Source organism: bacterium (genome assembly GCA_037147175.1).
Taxonomy (GTDB): domain Bacteria; phylum Cyanobacteriota; class Vampirovibrionia; order Gastranaerophilales; family UBA9971; genus UBA9971.
Genome location: JBAWVS010000017.1, coordinates 19,421 through 36,805 on the forward strand (window position 1 = coordinate 19,421; position 17,385 = coordinate 36,805).

The following is a 17,385-nucleotide window of genomic DNA, read 5'->3' on the forward strand; positions in this document are numbered from 1 at the left end:
TTAATTTATTTTTGATAAACTGTTTAATTAAGAAGAAATTGTCTTGTTAAAATTACAATATGGACTGAAAAAATAAGATGAAACGCGCAGAACTCTTGTTACCGGCAGGAAATACAGAAAAAATGCAGTATGCAATGGCATACGGAGCTGATGCCGTTTATCTTGGAACTGCTGATTTCAGCCTCAGGAGTCCAAAAACAGGAAATATAATAACAAACGAAAATATAAAAAATTCTATCGAAATCGCGCACAGTATGGGAGCTAAAGCTTATGTTACGCTCAATGTCTTTCCAAATAACGAAATTATAGAAAAACTCCCTCCGCTTATGGAATTACTTGCAGATGCTAGTCCTGACGGTATAATTTTTGCAGACCCTGCGTTTTACTCCTTCACAAAAAGATATTTGCCAAACGTTCCTATTCATATAAGCACGCAGGCAAATGTTTTAAATTATGAATCTGCTAAATTCTGGCAGGATTTGGGAGCAACAAGAATAATTTTAGCAAGAGAACTGTCCTTAAAAGAGATAGAACAAATTGCGGTAAAAGTTCCCGATATAGAACTGGAAGCACTTGTTCACGGTTCCATGTGCGTTGCTTATTCGGGAAGATGCCTGCTAAGCGATTATATGACAAATAACACAAGAAAATCCAATCAAGGAGCCTGCGCTCAGCCATGCCGCTGGACATATAAACTCATTGAAAGCAAAAGACCCGATGATGAATATGAAATTACCGAAGATCAGCACGGAACTTATATTTTAAACCCTAAAGACCTTTCTCTTATTGAGTATATCCCTGATTTAATCAATGCAGGCGTTTCTTCCTTCAAAATTGAAGGCAGGACAAAAAGTATGTATTACGCCGCTTTAGTGGCTAAAACTTATAAAAAAGCTCTTAATGCTTTCTATGACGGAAACCTGATAAATATAGAAGAATTTTATGAAGAACTATTTAATATAGGAAATCGCGGATTAACTACGGGATTTTTGCTTGAAAGACCTGACAGCAGCCATTATGATTACAAAGCGAGCAAAAGCACTTTGAAATCAGTTTTTCAGGCTATAATTCTTGAAAAAGTAGAAAATAATATCTTTAAGATTAAAGCCAAAAATCAACTAAAATCAGGCGAAATTGTTGATTTTATAACACCGACTTCCTGCATCTCAACAGAAATTCTTGAAATAATTAACAAATTTGAAGAAAAAGTTGAAGTAACCAACACAAATGATGAAGTTTGTATTAAATTAAATATAGAGAATTCTCCCGAAGATTGGAAATGGGGAATTATTAGACAGAAAGAGCAAAAAAATAATGCCATTAAGACTGAAACCCACTTATATAGTTGATCGAGTTACCGATATCAATCTCGAAGAGCTTAAAGATGAGAATATTAAAGGTTTGATTTTTGACCTTGATAATACGCTGATGCCTCCTAATACCTGCGTATTACCTGAAGACATAGCACAATGGATTATCAAGGCAAAAGAAGATTTTCAAATTGCAATTTTAAGCAACAACCCCGACAAATCTTATGTTCAGGAAGCAGGAGAGCAAATTGGCTGCATAGCATTTGACAAAGCAGGCAAACCCAGAAGAAAAGCCGCTTTGCTCGCGCTCAAGCAACTGGAATTGATTCCATCTCAAGTTGTTATAGTCGGAGACAGACCGCTTACAGATATTTGGGTGGGCCAAAGACTAGGTATTGTTACTATACTTGTTGACCCTATTATGAAACATAAAGAAGCAAAAATTATAAAATTACTAAGAAAAATCGAAAGATTATTTGTTTCTTCACCAAAAAAATCTTTTTCCGATAAAAGATAAATTTGGTATAATCAGTGCAAACATTTATTTAAAGAATAATATATTCGGGTATAAAGTCGAAAAAGGGAGAGTGAAAATGAAAAGTTTTGTAAAGGTGTTGATAGCACTTACATGTGCGGGGCTTGTTATTAACAGCGTTTCCGCCAAAAATTATTCTGATTTAAGCAAAAATCACTGGGCTTCTCCGCAAATTCAGAAGCTTTCAACAGATGATGTCGTCATTGGTTATCCTGACGAAACATTTAAGGCAGATCAGCCTGTTTCAAGAGCCGAATTTGCAACAATGGTAGTCAAAGCTTTAGGTCAGGAAAACTGCATCCTGAAAGAAATTTACTATTTTAGCGATGTTCCCCAAAACTATTGGGCTTATGACATGATTGAAAAAGCTCAAAGCTTTGACTTGCTAAAAATTTATTCCGACGGAACATTTAAGCCTGATGACAATATCAACAAAGCAGACGCTGTTTATATGATGATTGCCTCTGTTGAAACAAGTAATATTACAGAAGCTCAAGCAAAAAAAGCTTTGAAAGTCTATAAAGATGCTGCTAAAATTCCGACATGGGCAGTTCTTAGTGCGGGAAAAGCTGAAATTCTTAAAGTAACCGCACATAATCCGGCAAGCCCAAATCTTTTTAACCCTGATGCAAAAATTTCCAGAGCAGAGCTTGCAGTAAGTCTTTATAATATGAGAAAACAGGCACTTAAAAGACCAAATTCCAAACTTGCACTCGCAATGCAACCTATCAAAGCAACAGGAACAGTTATAGACCCTGTAAGCCTTAACGGTACAATAGCGACAATTCCTGAAGGAACATTGCTTCCTGTTACTCTTCTTGGCGTAATAAACAGCCAAAAAAGCCAACAGGGAGAAGTTTTTGTTACAGAAGTCAAAGATAATCTCGTTACAAAAGATAATTACCTTTTAATTGCTAAAGGTACGTATATCAGCGGTCAAATTACAGATTTAATTCCTGCAAAATACTTTATTAGAAACGCTAAATCTGTTTTTGAAGCTCAAAATATAAATACGGTAAGAAGACAAAAAACAGATTTCCCCGGAAGTGTTGATTTACCTTCTAAAAAATACAAATGGTATCAAAAAGCCGTGAATTTTGTTATAAAAGGAAGAAAAATCAAACTTAATGAAGGCGATCAGATTTATGTAAAACTTAAAAAGCCTGTCAGAATTGATTTAACCAACAGCACAATCTTAAAATAAATTTCAAAATCTAAACTACGAATGAGTACTTTATTCTTGAAGACACTTCTATCAGCAAACGGTGTCAGAGGGATTTGGTACTCATTTCGATATAACTAAATTTAACTATTATTTGATTCTTCGGTACTATTTTCGGCGTTATATGTTTTGAAATAAGGATAAAGCTTTATTATTCTTTGAATAGCAGGCTTTTTTAGTCTGTTTCTTAAAGTTGCGGCTATTTTTTCAGGTGGAATTTTATGGTTATAGTACAAATCACATGCCCTGTACTCCATCTTGATAACATCTTTGGGCTTTTTCTTTTTCTCTGCGTCAACAGTATAATGATGCGCTTCTATAAGTTCGTTTATATCGGATTTATCTTTTTTTATATCAAATTTATTTCTTTTTAAAACGGTCAAATAAGATTTAGGAAAATTTTTTAACTCTGAGGGTTCAAAAACACAATTATTATTGATAATTTCGTAATTTAATTTATATTTACCTTCAGATTCGGGAATATTTTCAAATAAATAATATAATTTGCCTTTTGCTTCGCTAACTTTTTGAGAGTCTAATATAGCGACATAAACTCCATACAACCAGCCTTCAAACAATGTTTTAATTTCAGGATATTTGGATAAAAGAACCGCTCTCTTTTTCGAGATTTTTTTAGCTAAAAACTGCTCGTATTTGGTTTCCAGCTTAGTCATTTCCAACTGTTTTTGCTGTTTTTCCTCGGGAGTTTTTCTAAATGTCATTATAATTCCTTTTAAAATTTTGCATTGTAATCAGTATAACCTTTATAATAATTATTATCTTATAAAATTAACCGTATTTTCTCTTCTTGGTGCAGGTTGTGCATTTTCCTCCGTTTTATAACCGAGGGCAACTGCATAATAAAGCTCAAAATCATCAGTAATACCGAATAATTTTGAAAATTCATCTGCTCTTTCGCTTTTGAAAAGCGGCGTAACAAGTCCGACCCAACAAGTGCCTATATTTAAAGATTCTGCCGCAATAAGCATGTTCTGTATAGCAGCAGCGCAGTCCATACGGGGAGCTAAAGCTGATTTCTCGCCTGAAACAACAATTACAGTCGGTGCATTATAAAAAAGATTAAAATTTTCATTTGTTGCAAATTTATTTAAATACTCATATTCCGGCTTAAGCATAGCTTCTTTGGATGATTCATTTAAGTTATCTATAACTTCTTTATCCTGAATAACCGTAAAATGCCACGATTGCTGATTATGCGCACTTGGCGCGTACAGTCCCGCTTTTAAAATCAAATCAAGCTCTTCATCTTTAATTTGTTCAGCAGAATAACTTCTTACGCTTCTCCTGCTAAGAATTGTTTTTAATGTAGCGTTCATAATAAAATTCTCCGTTAATTTTGCTAATAGACTTATTAAACTATAAAAAACCATAATTGATAGATATAGTGCTCTGAAAAAGTAATTAAGAAATGAAATATTTTTTGCGAAAGCACTATAGCTTTTAGGAGTGATGCTTTTCGGGAAAATCAGGCTTTGCCGGTTTTCCTGAAAACAAACTCGTTTCAGTATAGCTAAGAATACTGTAAATAATGATTATTTAAAATGTCATCTTGAGCAAAGCGGATTGCGAGCTGAGGCTTAAGAATAGACTTAGAGTGATTCTTCAAGTAAGCGATAAAAACCAACAAAATGACAAGCAATTCGAGTTAGTTAATCACAGGCACTGTTGCTGCCTTTGATATTGCGACTACATACCAAGTATTGTCAATATTTCATCTTCGAGTTCTTTAACAGGTTTTGCGCTGTCTTTGAAATTTTGGATGATTATTGCAAATGAATAAGTTTTTCCCGATTTACCTGTCAAATAACCTGTTATTGCGCTAACTCCTGCATTTGTGCCTGTCTTGGCAAAAAGTTTTCCTTGAAGGACAGCCAGTCTATTCTGCAATGTTCCGCTTTCTAAAGGAGTTGCGAGCGTGCTTTTGTAGGTCTCAAAATTCTGACTCTTATAAAGCTTTGCAAGGGTATTCGTCATCCAATTTGCTGTTATAAGATCGTTTTGGGAAACTCCGCTGGCATCAACTATTGAAATTTCTGATGTATCAATCCCCAGCTTTGAATAAAAAGATTTAAAAGCTTTTAGTCCGTTTTCAGTTGAACCTGTCAACCCTGTATATTCAGCACCTGCAAGCTTAAACAAAGTTTCAGTAGAGAGATTATCGCTTTGTTTATTTATTATTTTTACTTCATCAAGTATATTATGAGATATTTCACTAATTAAAACAGCGTCAACGGGAAGTTTTACTGTTTTATATTGTCCTGAAAACTTGATTTTATTATCTTTAATGATTTTTTGAAGCTGATATTTAAAAAATATTTCAGGATTTCCAACAGGCAATATTTTTGCTGTCAAAACGGAAATTTTACCGTCCACATAAAGATTTTCAGAATTTTTCCATACTTTTCGTTCAACTGAAAAATTGGTTTCATTGGAAGTAACGGCATTGTTAATTATTTTTACAGGGTAGTATGGAATAATTTCCACTTTTGGTTTTTGATTTAACTCTGTTGGAGTAACTTTTACTGATATTAAATTTCTGTTTAAGTTATATGCATTGAATTTTGGCATATAAGAGTTGTTTTCATCGTCCCACATCCACCCCGTACCCCACGGAATATCATCAATAGCCGAATCATCAAGATACAAGCTGCCTTTAATTCGGTTATATCCTTTTATTTTGAAGCCCATTATCAAATCAGAAAGTTTTTCTGTGTTTAATTGAGGGTCTGCGCAGAGTTTTAAATAAATATTCCCTTTATTATCTTTATAAAGACCTGTTGATAAGTTTTTTGTCAAAACATCAAGAATTACAGGAGTTGTAAATGCTTTGAGAGTAGAAGCAGGATGCAATAGCAGGTTTGCATCTCTTTGATAAACCGATTTTTCGCTTTGAATATCTCTTATAGAAACAGAAACTACAGAACTTTTTGATATTTGACTTCGATTGATTGTTTCATCTATTGAGTTAAAAGGAGTTTCAGACTTATAAGATGTTAAAAACAAGCTTGAAATAAGAAATATAACCACTATAAAAAAAATTTTTTTCTGTTTAATACACATTAATTTTAACTCCTTAAAAGAAGCTTAAGTTCTTCTTCTGATAAATCCAAAGTATGCGTAAAGATATTTGCTTTATGTCCGTCAGTACCGCCTGTTTTCAGGAATCCAATTTCTTCGCAAGCAAGCTCGGTTACATCAATAAGTTTTTGCAGTTCTTCGTTAAAATGTCTCATCGTATAATGATAATTGCTTTCTGTCAGCACTGCTCCCTGATTAGCCGAATCTTTTAAAAGTAAGTAGAGCGATTCCTGTTGAATGTCCCTATCACTCGAAGAAAAAACCTTGGATTCATCGACTTTGCCTAAATGAATTCTTCCGGGATGCGCAAGACCTGCATACCCGAAACTTTTATTTAAAACCTGTGTTACTTGTTTTATGGTAGGACTAAATGCAATTTGTTTTCCTGCGAATAATTTTTCTATTTCATCTTTATGTTTTAATAATTCCGATGATTTTTTGTATTTTTTGTAAATATAACGTTTAATAAAGTCAAAAAATGCCATACTTCCACCAATTTTAATTAAAGGATGAGAATTTTTCAAAGTTTCAAAATTTTCATTTATTCCAAATTTACTTAATTTTAGTAAGATTTTTTGAGCTTCTTCATTTCTGGAATTTTTAATATTTTGTATAAAATTATTCAAATCCTCATCAAACGGATTTATGCAATACCCCATCAAGTCAGCCGCAACAGGCTTTTTGAAAATTTCTTCATTATCAAGACTCACGCTAAACTCAATACCTGTAACAAATTTAATATCATTAAATTTTTCCGGATTTTCAGCAATAAGTTTAAGGGCTTTTTTGGTGCCTTCTAAAGAATCATGATCGGTTATAGAAACAACAAAAGCAGGCAAATCATCTTTATTTTGAGCTTTAACACTTTTTGCATAAAGAACAGCCTGATTAAGAAGCTCTTCTACTGAAATAATTCCGTCAGATTCAACGGTATGAAGATGAAGATTTATTCTGAAAGTTTTATTCAGTACATTTTGATATAAATTTTCAAAATTTCCAGATAAAAAATCACCTGTATGAAAGTTTTCAGGAGTATATTTGTTAATAAGATTGATAAATTCGACAGGAGCTACTATAGAAGACAAATTTTCTACAGGACAGCTAAGGTTTTCTGCTAATAATTTCTTGTAGTTACAATCTGTTGCGTTATTAATATTATATTTTTCTGATTTGATATTGATTTTCAATGTGTTAGACCAAAACTCTTATTTCTATAAAATTATATCCTGAAAAAGATATATAATTTTAATTAGAAATCAAAATTCCAGTAAAAAAATATTAAATTTATGCTGAGAAATCTACTTTTTTACCAAGCACACGATGAGCAAGATCATCTATAACTTTACCTATTGATTTATCACCGTCATAATTAACTACGCCCAGAGGCTGCCCTGATTTATTTTTTATAGTAATTGTAGGGCTAAATAACGTACCTAAATGAGCACCGGAATAATCAATTTCAATTTTATTAACAGCAGTATCTTCAGGCTTATAAGGAAATATTTTAGCTCCGGGTATTGTAATAGTCATCTCTTTCTCCTTTGTCTTATATACTGGCAACTTCTAAATAATTAAAGCGTACTCAAAATAAAAATTGCCGCTAATATTTAAAAAAGAGAGTTGTAAAGCTGAAAATACTTGATAATGTTGAAAAGTTTCAGTTTAATAATTCTTAATAAAATAGTATAATTTTTTTATGAAACCAGTACTAACAATTGAAGAATCTCTCAAATTGCTTCCTGATGCATCAGGGGTCTATCTCATGCACGATAAAAACAATGAAATAATTTATATCGGCAAAGCTAAAAATCTGAAAAAGCGTGTAAAAAGCTATTTCCAGAAAAATCATGACTCTCCAAAACTTATTGTTATGGTTCCTCAGATTATAAGGTTTGATTTTATTATTACTGACTCGGAAGTTGAGGCATTAATACTTGAATCTCATTTAATAAAAAAGCATAAACCGAAATATAACGTTCTTCTTAAAGATGACAAGAGGTTTCCGTGGTTTTTAATTACAGAAGAACAATATCCCCGAATAATTGTAACAAGAAAAGCTGATAAAAAGTTTCAAAAAGGGAAATATTTCGGACCTTATACAAATGCAAGAGCAATGTATTCAACTCTTGAGCTGATTAAAAAGATGTTTCCGCTTAAACAATGCAAAACTCCACGTTTTAAAGACCGCCCATGCATGTATTATCAAATAGGTAAGTGCCTTGGACCATGCCAAAAACTTACAGCCTCGGAAGATTATAAGGAAGTTGTTAAGCAGGTTGAAATGTTTCTTTCCGGTAAACAAAGCGAGTTATTAGCCGAATTGAAAAACCGGATGGAGATTTTTGCGGAAAATCAGGAATTTGAAAAAGCTGCACGCTACAGGGACAGTTATTTTGACGTATTGAAGGCAGTCGGCAAGCAAAAAGTGGTTTCTGAAAATACCGACATAAACCAAGATATACTGGGATTTGCACGGGATAATTCCATAATGAGCATTGCTCTTTTAAAAGTCAGAGACGGCAGGCTTATAGCTAAAGAAGATTTTGACATCAAGCTTGATGAAATCCACACACCTTATGAAGCATTAATTGCTTTTATTCAAGAGTACTACCAGCTTGTTGACAGGTCAGAAATTCCTAAAGAACTGCTTATTTCCTGCGAAATCGAAGATGAAGAAAGCAAAATCATTAAAGAATGGCTCTCTTTCAAAAAAGGCTCTAAAGTCAGTCTTATGTCTCCCAAAAGCCAAAAGAAGTTTGAACTCGTTGAAATGGCGGACAAAAACGCTTTAGCCGCTCTTGAAGGTTTAAAAGTTTCAGAAATGGCAAGTCTTCAAAATGACTGGAACGAAATCGGTTGTTATATTCAGGAAAAACTTAATCTTCCAAATTTTCCGGCTCGAATCGAATGTTTTGATATTTCGCATATTCAAGGAACAAATACTGTGGCAAGTATGGTCGTCTTTATTAACGGAAAACCATATAAATCAGAATACAGGAAGTATAAAATCAGAACTCTTGCCGAAGGGCAGACAGATGATTTTGCTTCAATGAAGGAAGTAATAAAAAGACGGTATCAAAAACTTTTGCGTGATATGTCAAATAATGCCCAAAAAGAACAAATTTTTCCTGACTTAATAATAGTAGACGGAGGAAAGGGACAACTTTCCGCCACATTGGAGTCATTGGAAGAACTGGGGCTTAGCAATATGCCTATAGTTTCTCTTGCCAAAAAGTTTGAAGAGATTTTTCTTCCCGAGCAGCCAAATCCTATTATTCTTCCTGCTAATTCAAAGGCATTATTTCTTTTTCAACAGGTCAGAGATGAAGCCCATCGCTTTGCTGTGAGTTATCACAGGAAATTACGGGAAAAAAGCGCTATAAAATCAATACTTGATGATATATCTACGCTGCAACTTTCTCATAAAAAGACACTAATAGAATATTTCGGCGATATAAACGGGATTATGACGGCGAACAAGTCAGAATTATCAAGAGTTATAGGAAAAACTCACGGCTCTAAAGTTTATAACTTTTTGCAAAAATATAACAATTCAAAATAAAAAGCTGTTTGATTAAGAATAAACAAACGGAGGACCGCTTTTGATTTCTGAAAGTACGTTTTCTTTCAGTTTTTTAATTTCGTTTAAAGAAAGCGGCTGCTTGATTTTTTCCTTATAATCTTCCATTAAAGGCTGAATATAGCTGTTTTTCTTCCGATAAAAGTTATTAAGCTCTACCTGAACAAGCCTGTCTTGAAGATCAATTTCTGTTTTGGCGTTTGCTTTTTCTACCTGAGTTTCTTTAATTCCTTCTATGGCTTTTTCTCCCACGTACTCAAAGGCTGCCGAGGAACAAAGAAGTATTGCCAAATTCCTTGTTTGAGGAGATTTATTAATCATATACGTGTAAATAAAGGATGAAACGTGGCTTACAACCGCAGAAAAAATTGTTTTGCCGCTGCTTCCGTATACCTCGCGAGAGGCATCTTCAAATACTGAATTATTTGATTTTGCTTTATTACAGTCATTTACAAAAGATTGTTTTATTTCTGCTGTAGCACTAGAATTTTCCAGAGTTTTTTTCAAGTCTTGTTGGGAAATATTTTTCAAATCATCACCCAACTTTTGTTGAATTTCACTTTTATAAGCTTCCAGATGTTGCGCCATTTTGCCAATATTTTTGAAAATAGATTTTGCAAACAATAAAGATAGCCCTATAGTTGCAACCCCTACGCCTGAATATAAAGCAATTTTGCCTAAATCATTTTTATTTTCATCTTTATTATTATTTTTATTTCCAAAAGCCGCTTGTTTTTTATCAGAATTTTCCTGATTTACTAAAAAATTGTCATAACTGTTTAATTCATTATTTTTTTGAGACATCAAACTTCTGATTATCTGGTTTTTTCCTGAGAAACTTTTTGTTTCTATATCAATAAGTTTTTCTTCTTTATCACGTTTTATATCTGCAAAATTTTTCTTAACCCAAATTTCTTTTACCCCGTCAACAACATTTTTCATCATAAAACCTGTTGCGGAAGCTGCTAAAACTGCTGCGGCAGTTAGTAATGTTTTTGTAGAAGGATCATGAATAAAAGCATACAGAACTAATCTATTATCATTGTTTAATGTAACCATTCTTGGAACATCAGGTATTTTGACATCCGATAATAAATTATTTTTGTTGATTAAAGAATTTTTGAATAATTTCGCAGCTCCCGCACCAATACCAAGAATTAACAAAGGTGCTGCAATTATTGGAACTATCGGGTTGTTATACCATTTAGCGGAATTATTTTCTTTTTTCTCCAACATAGCCTTCGGCAAAGGTGTATCCTGCACCGGAGAATCCGCATAATATGTTTCGGGGTCTTTTATAAAAGTATTTACAACAACGCCTTCTTTTGTAATTTCTTCTTTAACTTTTTTTCTATTATTGGTATCAGTAGAATTACGGGGTTGCAGTGCAGAGAAATTATTTATTACAGAATTTTTATACATTAAGTAATTCCTCGTAAGTTTCTGCATTGTTTTTCTGATCTTCTAATTCTTCAAAAGAATTGTCAGTCGGTTCTACTATTCTGAAAAGTTTTTTCTTTAGCCTGTTTGCAAAAGCAGCTAAAAACTCTTTTACAGCCTTTTCTTTATCTTTCATATTAGAAATAAAAGTTTCCATAGCATTTTTAAAGTTTTCTGTTGCCTGTTTTAGTTTGTTCATAATTTGTTGGAGTTTTTCATTTAACAAACCTGCAAGTTTAGTTATATTTTGAAAAAGCTGTGTTTTTAATTCGGTAAAAATATTATTTATTGCCTGCATTGTTCGGGTTATGGTTTTTGCAAGAGGTGTTAAACCTGTTGAATTAAACAGTTTAACAAGATTATTATCGATAAAGTTATTTATTGTTTTAAAAATACTTGATTGCTCGATAAATTTTTTCATAGCAGACATGTTATCAAGTTTTTGATTGAATTCCTGTCTTTGTTTTGCAGCAAGCATTGCATTCCACGCAGGAAGCAAGTCAGCCCATGTCAGAAGCCCTAATTCTTTTGCGGTAGGCTTTGATTTTGCTGCCGAGCCTCCTCCGCCTCCGCCCATTCCAAGACATAGAGGACATGAACCGCCGGGATTTCCATGCGGACAGCAAACTCCCATCGTTTTTTGCTGAACAAGAATTTTAGGCGTATTATTTGTATTTAAAGCTTGTATTTTCATGTTTCTTTCTTGGTATTTAATTTTTATAGATTGCTTCGTTATGCTCGCAATGACGATTTAGGCGATTTAGCAATTCGAGTTTTTCAGGCAAAATGACAAAAAACATAGAAGAACGCTTTTAATTTAAAAGCGTTCTTCTATAAAATTATAAATATGTAATTATCATCGAAATAATCCTCTAGTGCTCGCTATTAACATATAACAAAGAGGTATTCTGACTTGAAAGCATAAATTAAACAAAATGCCTTCTTTACAGTTGCGGCACAGTCCCGGATTTTAACCGGAGTTTCCCTATTTGTTGTGATAAATTTTATCATCAGCAATATTTGTTGTAAAGAGAATTTTGATGTTTATATCTTTATTTTTACAACCGCTTTTTTGACGTATTGAGAAGTTATTGCTTCAATTCCCGGCATGTGGGCATCTAACGGAGTGAAAATAGTGAAAAATTTTTCTTCAACTGTAACTAAATAGCCATTACCTTCCAAAAACATAATATCTGCGGTTTCATCATAATCAGTTAGAGGTTTTAGCGTATTAACATTTGTATAGCCCATTTTTTCTACGCCTTTAATCAAATACTGAATATCAATATGCTTTTTATGAGCTTCAAATCTTCCTTCTGCAAGAGGTTTTGTCTGGTAATCCTGTACTAATACAAAAATATCATCGCCTAAAATTTCGTATTTTCCGTTTTGAATTTCAGAAAAGTCAGTATTTTCAAGATATTTAAGGGCTATGGCCATTTTTTCGTTGATATCATAATACAAAGATGCATTCTGTATTTTATCTATAATCATAACAATTAATTCTCATTATTATTTCCCGTATTTTCCATACTGCTTAATTTACGCTGAATTAGCAGGCTGAGTGTGCCGTTTGGTTTTTTGACAAGATAATCTGAAAGCAATTTTTTAGCTGAATTTATAGCGCCTGTTTTTTCGTAAAAATTTGAAAGCACCACATAAAGATAATCATTATCAGGCAAAATGGCAATCCCTTCTTTCAAAACTTTTATTGAATAACTCGGCATTGAGCGGTCATAAAAAATTTCCGAAAGGTCGATAACGTCCTGTATGGATTTAGGCTGGTTATTTACAGCTTTCTCAAACTCCATTTGGGCTTTGTTTTTCATATTCAGACAAATATAGCTCTGGCTCAGGTTGTAATGATAGACAGACCTGTTGGGATTAAGAGCGATAGCTTTCTGAAAAGCATTGGTTGCTTCTATATATTTATCTTTTTTCAGATACAGCAAACCTTTATAATTATATGGTTCCGCATTTGACTGATTTAGCTGTATTGCATCATTTAACGTATCGATAGCCCTGTCAACTTCATCGTTTTGTTCATAGACCTTGCTTAAAGCCAGATAAGCTTTATAATTTGAGGGATCAAGTTCTATGGTTTTGCGGTAATTTTCTATTGCATCAAATACACTCCCTGTACTTTGATAAATAGAAGCAAGGTAATAATATGAAGTCGGGTTATCTTTATTGAGCCTTATAGCTGTTTTCAGGTAATTTTCAGCTTCCGTTTTGTTTAACTCGTTTGCATAAATAATCCCAAGATTTTGACTTGCAAGATAATGGTCATTTTTGAGATTCAATACTTCTTTAAAATTATATTTAGCCTGTTCATACTTTCCTGCATTGTAATAAGCAAGTCCTTTTGTAAAATAAGCTTGATAATATTTTGGGTCAGCTTGTATAGCTTTATCTAAATAAGCAATTTCATTGGCAAAATCTTTTTTCTTTTTATAAATCAATGCTAAATTATAGAAAGATTCAGGATAAGAAGGCTCGATCGCAAGTGCCTTATTGCTGTATTCAATAGCTTTTTCGGGATTATCTTTTTGTACTTCTATATTTGCAAGGTTATTATAAGCTTTTGCGTACATTGGATTTAATTCCAAGGCTTTTTTAAAGAAATTTTCAGCCTTTTGGGCATTATCACGTTTAAAATATTCAATACCTTTTTCATTATAATAATCAGCTGTATATTGTACTTCTTTAGTTTCTTCCTGCATTGGTTTTTCGTATTGAATCTCGGCAGGTTTGGCATGTTCCGGTTCCTGAGTCTGGTAATACTTCATATCATTGCCAAAGACAGAAGCCGGCATTTCTGTTGAAGCTGTTTGCTGCTTTGAAATATCTGTTATTAAAGTTTTTGATTTGTCGACTTTAACACTTATTTTTTCTTTAACTTTTTCTTTTTGAGGAACTTTTACTACTATTTTTTCCTGATAATAATTGTTAAATTGGCTAAAATCAGGCTTCAGTTTGTTAAAAAAGGCTGATATTTCCAGTAATTTTTGATTTTTAATAACATGAGGCTTTTCTGCTGATTTAACTTCGGAAACGTCTTGTTTTTCTGTTGATACGGTTTCATCTTCAGGATTTATTTTTGGATCTTCAGCTATCATTTTAAGGGGCGAAACTAAGTTATTAAAAGACGGGTTCTGTCTTTCTTTTGAAAATTTATTCAAATCAGGATTAAGTTTCACGACCTTATTAGTTTTGCTTTTTGTAAAATTATCAGGTATTTTGTACGACAAGGCCGTATTGTTGTCAGAATTCAATTTATTTAAGATTTCATCTTTAAAATAAAAATATTTTTTCTGCGAAGAAACCGAATTAAAGGCAATGGCTTTATCTATATATTTATCGGCATTTTTATATTGTTTCATGTCAAGAAAACACCGTGCAAGCTTGTAATAAGTATAATCATTATTTGAATTGATATTTAAAGCAAGAGTATAATACTCGATAGCCGTTTCCAGTTCTTGATTGTCATAATGCAAGTCGGCTAAATCGAGATAATCTAGTTCCTGTGATTTCCCTTGAGATGAATTTTCCTGATTAATTAACTGTTTTTTGTCTTCTGTAAATGTATTTTTGTAAGCTGGTGATTTTATTTCAGAAACAATCTTTGGTTTTAAAATCTTGTCATTTAATTTGATATTTGGAATTTCAATTTTTTTTGTTTCTTCTTTCTGAAAATCAGGGTTATTTTTTGATTTATTTATTTCTGTGCTTACTTTAACCGCAGGGGTTTCTTCGCGGAAAAGTTCTTTTTTGTTTATAGGCTGATTAACAGTTTTTTGCGGTAAATTAATTTTTTTACTGCCTGTATTTTTTTCTACAAGATCTTTATAGTAAGTAAATTTTGGATTTTGCGGAGTTAATTCAACTGCTTTTGTTATATATGGCTTTGCCTTAATGAAATTTCCCGCATCAACATAACTTTTTGCAATTTTGAAATAAATACTGTCATTATAAGGATTTATTTGAAGAGCAAGATTATAGTATTCAATAGCGGTATCAAACTGCTGATTGTCATAATGAATGTCCCCGAGGTCAATATAATCATTTTCCTGCGATTTAACCTTTGAATAAAGTCCGTATTTATCTGAGGCAAGCTCATTGCTGTGCAGGATTCTGTTTTCCTGACTAATTTTGTTTATGTCTATTTCTTTTACTTGAGAATTTTTTGGGTCATTAAGTAATTTTACAACCGTATCAAATTCTGAAACTGATTTTTCTGCCATACCTGATTTTTTATAAGCTAAAGCCAGATTATAATAAGCTTCAATATTTTTTGGATTTTTTTGCACAACCAGTTCAAAATATCTTATTGCTTGTTTATAATCATTTTGCTTAAGACAGCTAACTCCAAGTTCAAAGTTTATTTTTTCAATATTAATTCCCTCTGCTCTTGTACTTACTGAATTTGAAGCCAGGATAGAGCAGAGTAGAAAAGAAAAAATATACTTATTTATACTTTTATTGTTCATAATTTTAAAGAAAAAACATCCAATATGCCTTAATAAGACAATTATACAATTATATTTTTTTAATTATAAAAAATTTTCAAAATAATACAACAAATAAATGATTACTATAAGACAAGAACAGTATATCCTTGTCAAAGGATGATGCAATTTTGTATCAGGGTGTTCGTTTTAGAGGATATAAGGGATGTCAGGTTATATGATAAACAAAGCTTATAATAAATCAGAAAATGCTTCAAAGATTAGCTACATTCCATCACGAGAACTTAATGAAATATCAAACTCGATAACTAAAAATTGGACTGATCAGGCAATAAGATGTTATTTAAGCAATGGAAACTGCCTTGATTGTTCTATTGTAAAAAGCAGCTATTCTTTCGTCTGTCAAATGTCAAATGTTATCAAGATTCTGCTTGATCAAATAGGTCCTCCGGAACAAAACAAAATTGATAAATTAGTTTCTTAATTTTATAAAATTATTTTAAAAATAGAGAAGCCCGATCTCATGGTCGGGCTATATTTATAATATATAATTAAACAAAATAATTTGCAAATATTTTTTTAAATTATATACAAAGTTATTAACAAACTAATATCAAACTTTTATTTATTATCTTTCGTCTGAGTTAATAAGCTGAGTATCTTTAATCCAGCTCATCATACCGCGAAGTTTTCTTCCAACTCTTTCAATTTCGTGATCTTTGTCTTCATCAACGAGTGCTTTAAGATTTGGTTGACCTTTTTGGTTTTCTTCTATCCACTCTTTTGCAAATTCACCGTTCTGAATTTCTTCAAGAATTTTTTTCATTTCAGCTTTGGTATCTTTTGTAACAAGTCTTGGCCCGCGAGTCACATCGCCATATCTGGCTGTATCACTGATAGAATATCTCATATCGCTGATTCCGCCGTAATAAATCAAATCAACAATTAGTTTTAATTCATGAAGACATTCAAAATATGCCATTTCTGGGGGATATCCGCCTTCAACAAGAGTTTCAAAGCCTGCTTTAATCAATGCTGTTGCGCCACCGCAAAGTACAGCCTGTTCTCCGAAAAGATCTGTTTCTGTTTCGTCTTTGAAAGTTGTTTCAATAACGCCGCCTCTAGAGCCTCCGTTACCTTTTGCATAGGCAAGAGCAACATCTAAAGTATCGCCTGATGGATTTTGACCAACAGCTACCAGTGAAGGAACGCCTCTGCCGATTTTGTATTCTGATCTTACAAGGTGTCCAGGACCTTTTGGTGCAACGATGAATGTATTTACATCTGCCGGTGGAACAATCTGCCCGTAGTGAATACTGAAACCATGTCCAAATCCTAAATACTGACCTGCTTTTATATTTGGAGCGATATCTTTGTCATAAATTTCTTTATGAACTGTATCAGGGAGCAAAATCATTAAAACATCAGCCCATTCAACTGCTTCTTGAAATGTTATACATTCCAGACCGGCATTTTTAACTCTCTCACAAGTTTTTGAACCTTCTCTAAGTGCAACTTTTACGTTTGCGCCTGATTCTTTTAAATTTTGAGCGTGTGCATGTCCCTGACTTCCATATCCTAAAATTGCTACTTTTTTAGTTAATATAGGATTAGCGTCAATATCTTTGTCATAATAAACTTTTAAATCTACTGCATTTGACATTATAAATACCTCCAGTACTATTTCAAGTAAATAATAGCACCAAAAAAAAGAAATCAAACCAAAAATA

At 32.7% G+C, this 17,385-nt stretch carries 15 protein-coding genes and 1 riboswitch; of the genes, 5 read left to right on the plus strand and 10 right to left on the minus strand.

Annotation, left to right across the window (positions count from 1 at the left end; genetic code table 11):
• Positions 1-77 precede the first annotated feature (77 nt).
• The 3 genes from WCG23_05700 (at position 78) to WCG23_05710 (ending at position 3,049) form a co-directional block, all read left to right on the plus strand.
• Positions 78-1,349 (plus strand): peptidase U32 family protein, encoded by a 1,272-nt coding sequence (locus WCG23_05700; GenBank protein MEI8389361.1) that lies wholly within the window; start codon positions 78-80, stop codon positions 1,347-1,349.
• Positions 1,315-1,827, plus strand: coding sequence for a YqeG family HAD IIIA-type phosphatase (locus WCG23_05705; protein MEI8389362.1), 513 nt, complete (start codon positions 1,315-1,317; stop codon positions 1,825-1,827). The genes WCG23_05700 and WCG23_05705 overlap by 35 nt, the downstream gene beginning before the upstream one ends.
• 76 nt (positions 1,828-1,903) lie before the next feature.
• Positions 1,904-3,049: an S-layer homology domain-containing protein gene (locus WCG23_05710; protein ID MEI8389363.1), complete on the plus strand. Its 1,146-nt coding sequence runs from the start codon at positions 1,904-1,906 to the stop codon at positions 3,047-3,049.
• A gap of 101 nt (positions 3,050-3,150) precedes the next feature.
• Here WCG23_05710 and WCG23_05715 read toward each other — a convergent pair whose 3' ends face one another.
• The 5 genes from WCG23_05715 to WCG23_05735 form a co-directional block, all read right to left on the minus strand.
• On the minus strand, positions 3,151-3,789 hold the full coding sequence (locus WCG23_05715; protein MEI8389364.1) for a hypothetical protein: 639 nt from the start codon (positions 3,787-3,789) through the stop codon (positions 3,151-3,153).
• Positions 3,790-3,843: 54 nt separating this feature from the next.
• Positions 3,844-4,404: a nitroreductase family protein gene (locus WCG23_05720; protein MEI8389365.1), complete on the minus strand. Its 561-nt coding sequence runs from the start codon at positions 4,402-4,404 to the stop codon at positions 3,844-3,846.
• Between the two features lie 370 nt (positions 4,405-4,774).
• Positions 4,775-6,148 (minus strand): D-alanyl-D-alanine carboxypeptidase/D-alanyl-D-alanine-endopeptidase, encoded by a 1,374-nt coding sequence (gene dacB, locus WCG23_05725; protein MEI8389366.1) that lies wholly within the window; start codon positions 6,146-6,148, stop codon positions 4,775-4,777.
• 5 nt (positions 6,149-6,153) lie between these two features.
• Complete coding sequence (locus WCG23_05730; GenBank protein MEI8389367.1) at positions 6,154-7,353, minus strand: hypothetical protein; 1,200 nt, start codon at positions 7,351-7,353, stop codon at positions 6,154-6,156.
• Positions 7,354-7,450: 97 nt separating this feature from the next.
• Positions 7,451-7,696: a hypothetical protein gene (locus WCG23_05735; protein MEI8389368.1), complete on the minus strand. Its 246-nt coding sequence runs from the start codon at positions 7,694-7,696 to the stop codon at positions 7,451-7,453.
• Positions 7,697-7,862: 166 nt separating this feature from the next.
• Here WCG23_05735 and uvrC point away from each other — a divergent pair, with 166 nt between their 5' ends.
• Complete coding sequence (uvrC, locus tag WCG23_05740; GenBank protein MEI8389369.1) at positions 7,863-9,728, plus strand: excinuclease ABC subunit UvrC; 1,866 nt, start codon at positions 7,863-7,865, stop codon at positions 9,726-9,728.
• 12 nt (positions 9,729-9,740) lie between these two features.
• Here uvrC and WCG23_05745 read toward each other — a convergent pair whose 3' ends face one another.
• The 4 genes from WCG23_05745 to WCG23_05760 form a co-directional block, all read right to left on the minus strand.
• Positions 9,741-11,168 carry a hypothetical protein gene (locus tag WCG23_05745; protein MEI8389370.1) on the minus strand — a complete coding sequence of 476 codons (1,428 nt, stop codon included), beginning with the start codon at positions 11,166-11,168 and terminating at the stop codon, positions 9,741-9,743.
• The gene (locus WCG23_05750) at positions 11,161-11,880 is read right to left on the minus strand and encodes a hypothetical protein (GenBank protein ID MEI8389371.1); all 720 of its coding nucleotides are present in this window, start codon (positions 11,878-11,880) and stop codon (positions 11,161-11,163) included. Before WCG23_05750 ends, WCG23_05745 begins: the two co-directional genes overlap by 8 nt.
• A 186-nt stretch (positions 11,881-12,066) precedes the next feature.
• Positions 12,067-12,225: riboswitch (cobalamin riboswitch) on the minus strand.
• Between the two features lie 5 nt (positions 12,226-12,230).
• Complete coding sequence (locus tag WCG23_05755; GenBank protein ID MEI8389372.1) at positions 12,231-12,680, minus strand: YhcH/YjgK/YiaL family protein; 450 nt, start codon at positions 12,678-12,680, stop codon at positions 12,231-12,233.
• A 5-nt stretch (positions 12,681-12,685) separates the two neighbouring features.
• Positions 12,686-15,676, minus strand: a complete 2,991-nt coding sequence (locus WCG23_05760) for a tetratricopeptide repeat protein (GenBank protein MEI8389373.1) — start codon at positions 15,674-15,676, stop codon at positions 12,686-12,688.
• Positions 15,677-15,860: 184 nt separating this feature from the next.
• Here WCG23_05760 and WCG23_05765 point away from each other — a divergent pair, with 184 nt between their 5' ends.
• Positions 15,861-16,139 (plus strand): hypothetical protein, encoded by a 279-nt coding sequence (locus WCG23_05765; protein ID MEI8389374.1) that lies wholly within the window; start codon positions 15,861-15,863, stop codon positions 16,137-16,139.
• A gap of 144 nt (positions 16,140-16,283) precedes the next feature.
• On the opposite strand, the gene ilvC is transcribed toward WCG23_05765, so the two are convergent.
• Entirely contained in the window at positions 16,284-17,318 is a 1,035-nt protein-coding gene (gene ilvC, locus WCG23_05770; protein ID MEI8389375.1) for a ketol-acid reductoisomerase, read from the minus strand.
• Positions 17,319-17,385: the final 67 nt, after the last annotated feature.

Bases quoted from the DNA above. Each gene is read 5' to 3' on its own strand.
- ilvC (MEI8389375.1), bottom strand. From the start codon at position 17,318: ATGTCAAATGCAGTAGATTTAAAAGTTTATTATGACAAAGATATTGAC.
- WCG23_05720 (MEI8389365.1), bottom strand. From the start codon at position 4,404: ATGAACGCTACATTAAAAACAATTCTTAGCAGGAGAAGCGTAAGAAGT.
- WCG23_05765 (MEI8389374.1), top strand. From the start codon at position 15,861: ATGTCAGGTTATATGATAAACAAAGCTTATAATAAATCAGAAAATGCT.
- uvrC (MEI8389369.1), top strand. From the start codon at position 7,863: ATGAAACCAGTACTAACAATTGAAGAATCTCTCAAATTGCTTCCTGAT.
- dacB (MEI8389366.1), bottom strand. From the start codon at position 6,148: ATGTGTATTAAACAGAAAAAAATTTTTTTTATAGTGGTTATATTTCTT.
- WCG23_05735 (MEI8389368.1), bottom strand. From the start codon at position 7,696: ATGACTATTACAATACCCGGAGCTAAAATATTTCCTTATAAGCCTGAA.
- WCG23_05700 (MEI8389361.1), top strand. From the start codon at position 78: ATGAAACGCGCAGAACTCTTGTTACCGGCAGGAAATACAGAAAAAATG.
- WCG23_05705 (MEI8389362.1), top strand. From the start codon at position 1,315: ATGCCATTAAGACTGAAACCCACTTATATAGTTGATCGAGTTACCGAT.
- WCG23_05745 (MEI8389370.1), bottom strand. From the start codon at position 11,168: ATGTATAAAAATTCTGTAATAAATAATTTCTCTGCACTGCAACCCCGT.
- WCG23_05760 (MEI8389373.1), bottom strand. From the start codon at position 15,676: ATGAACAATAAAAGTATAAATAAGTATATTTTTTCTTTTCTACTCTGC.
- WCG23_05755 (MEI8389372.1), bottom strand. From the start codon at position 12,680: ATGATTATAGATAAAATACAGAATGCATCTTTGTATTATGATATCAAC.
- WCG23_05715 (MEI8389364.1), bottom strand. From the start codon at position 3,789: ATGACATTTAGAAAAACTCCCGAGGAAAAACAGCAAAAACAGTTGGAA.
- WCG23_05710 (MEI8389363.1), top strand. From the start codon at position 1,904: ATGAAAAGTTTTGTAAAGGTGTTGATAGCACTTACATGTGCGGGGCTT.
- WCG23_05750 (MEI8389371.1), bottom strand. From the start codon at position 11,880: ATGAAAATACAAGCTTTAAATACAAATAATACGCCTAAAATTCTTGTT.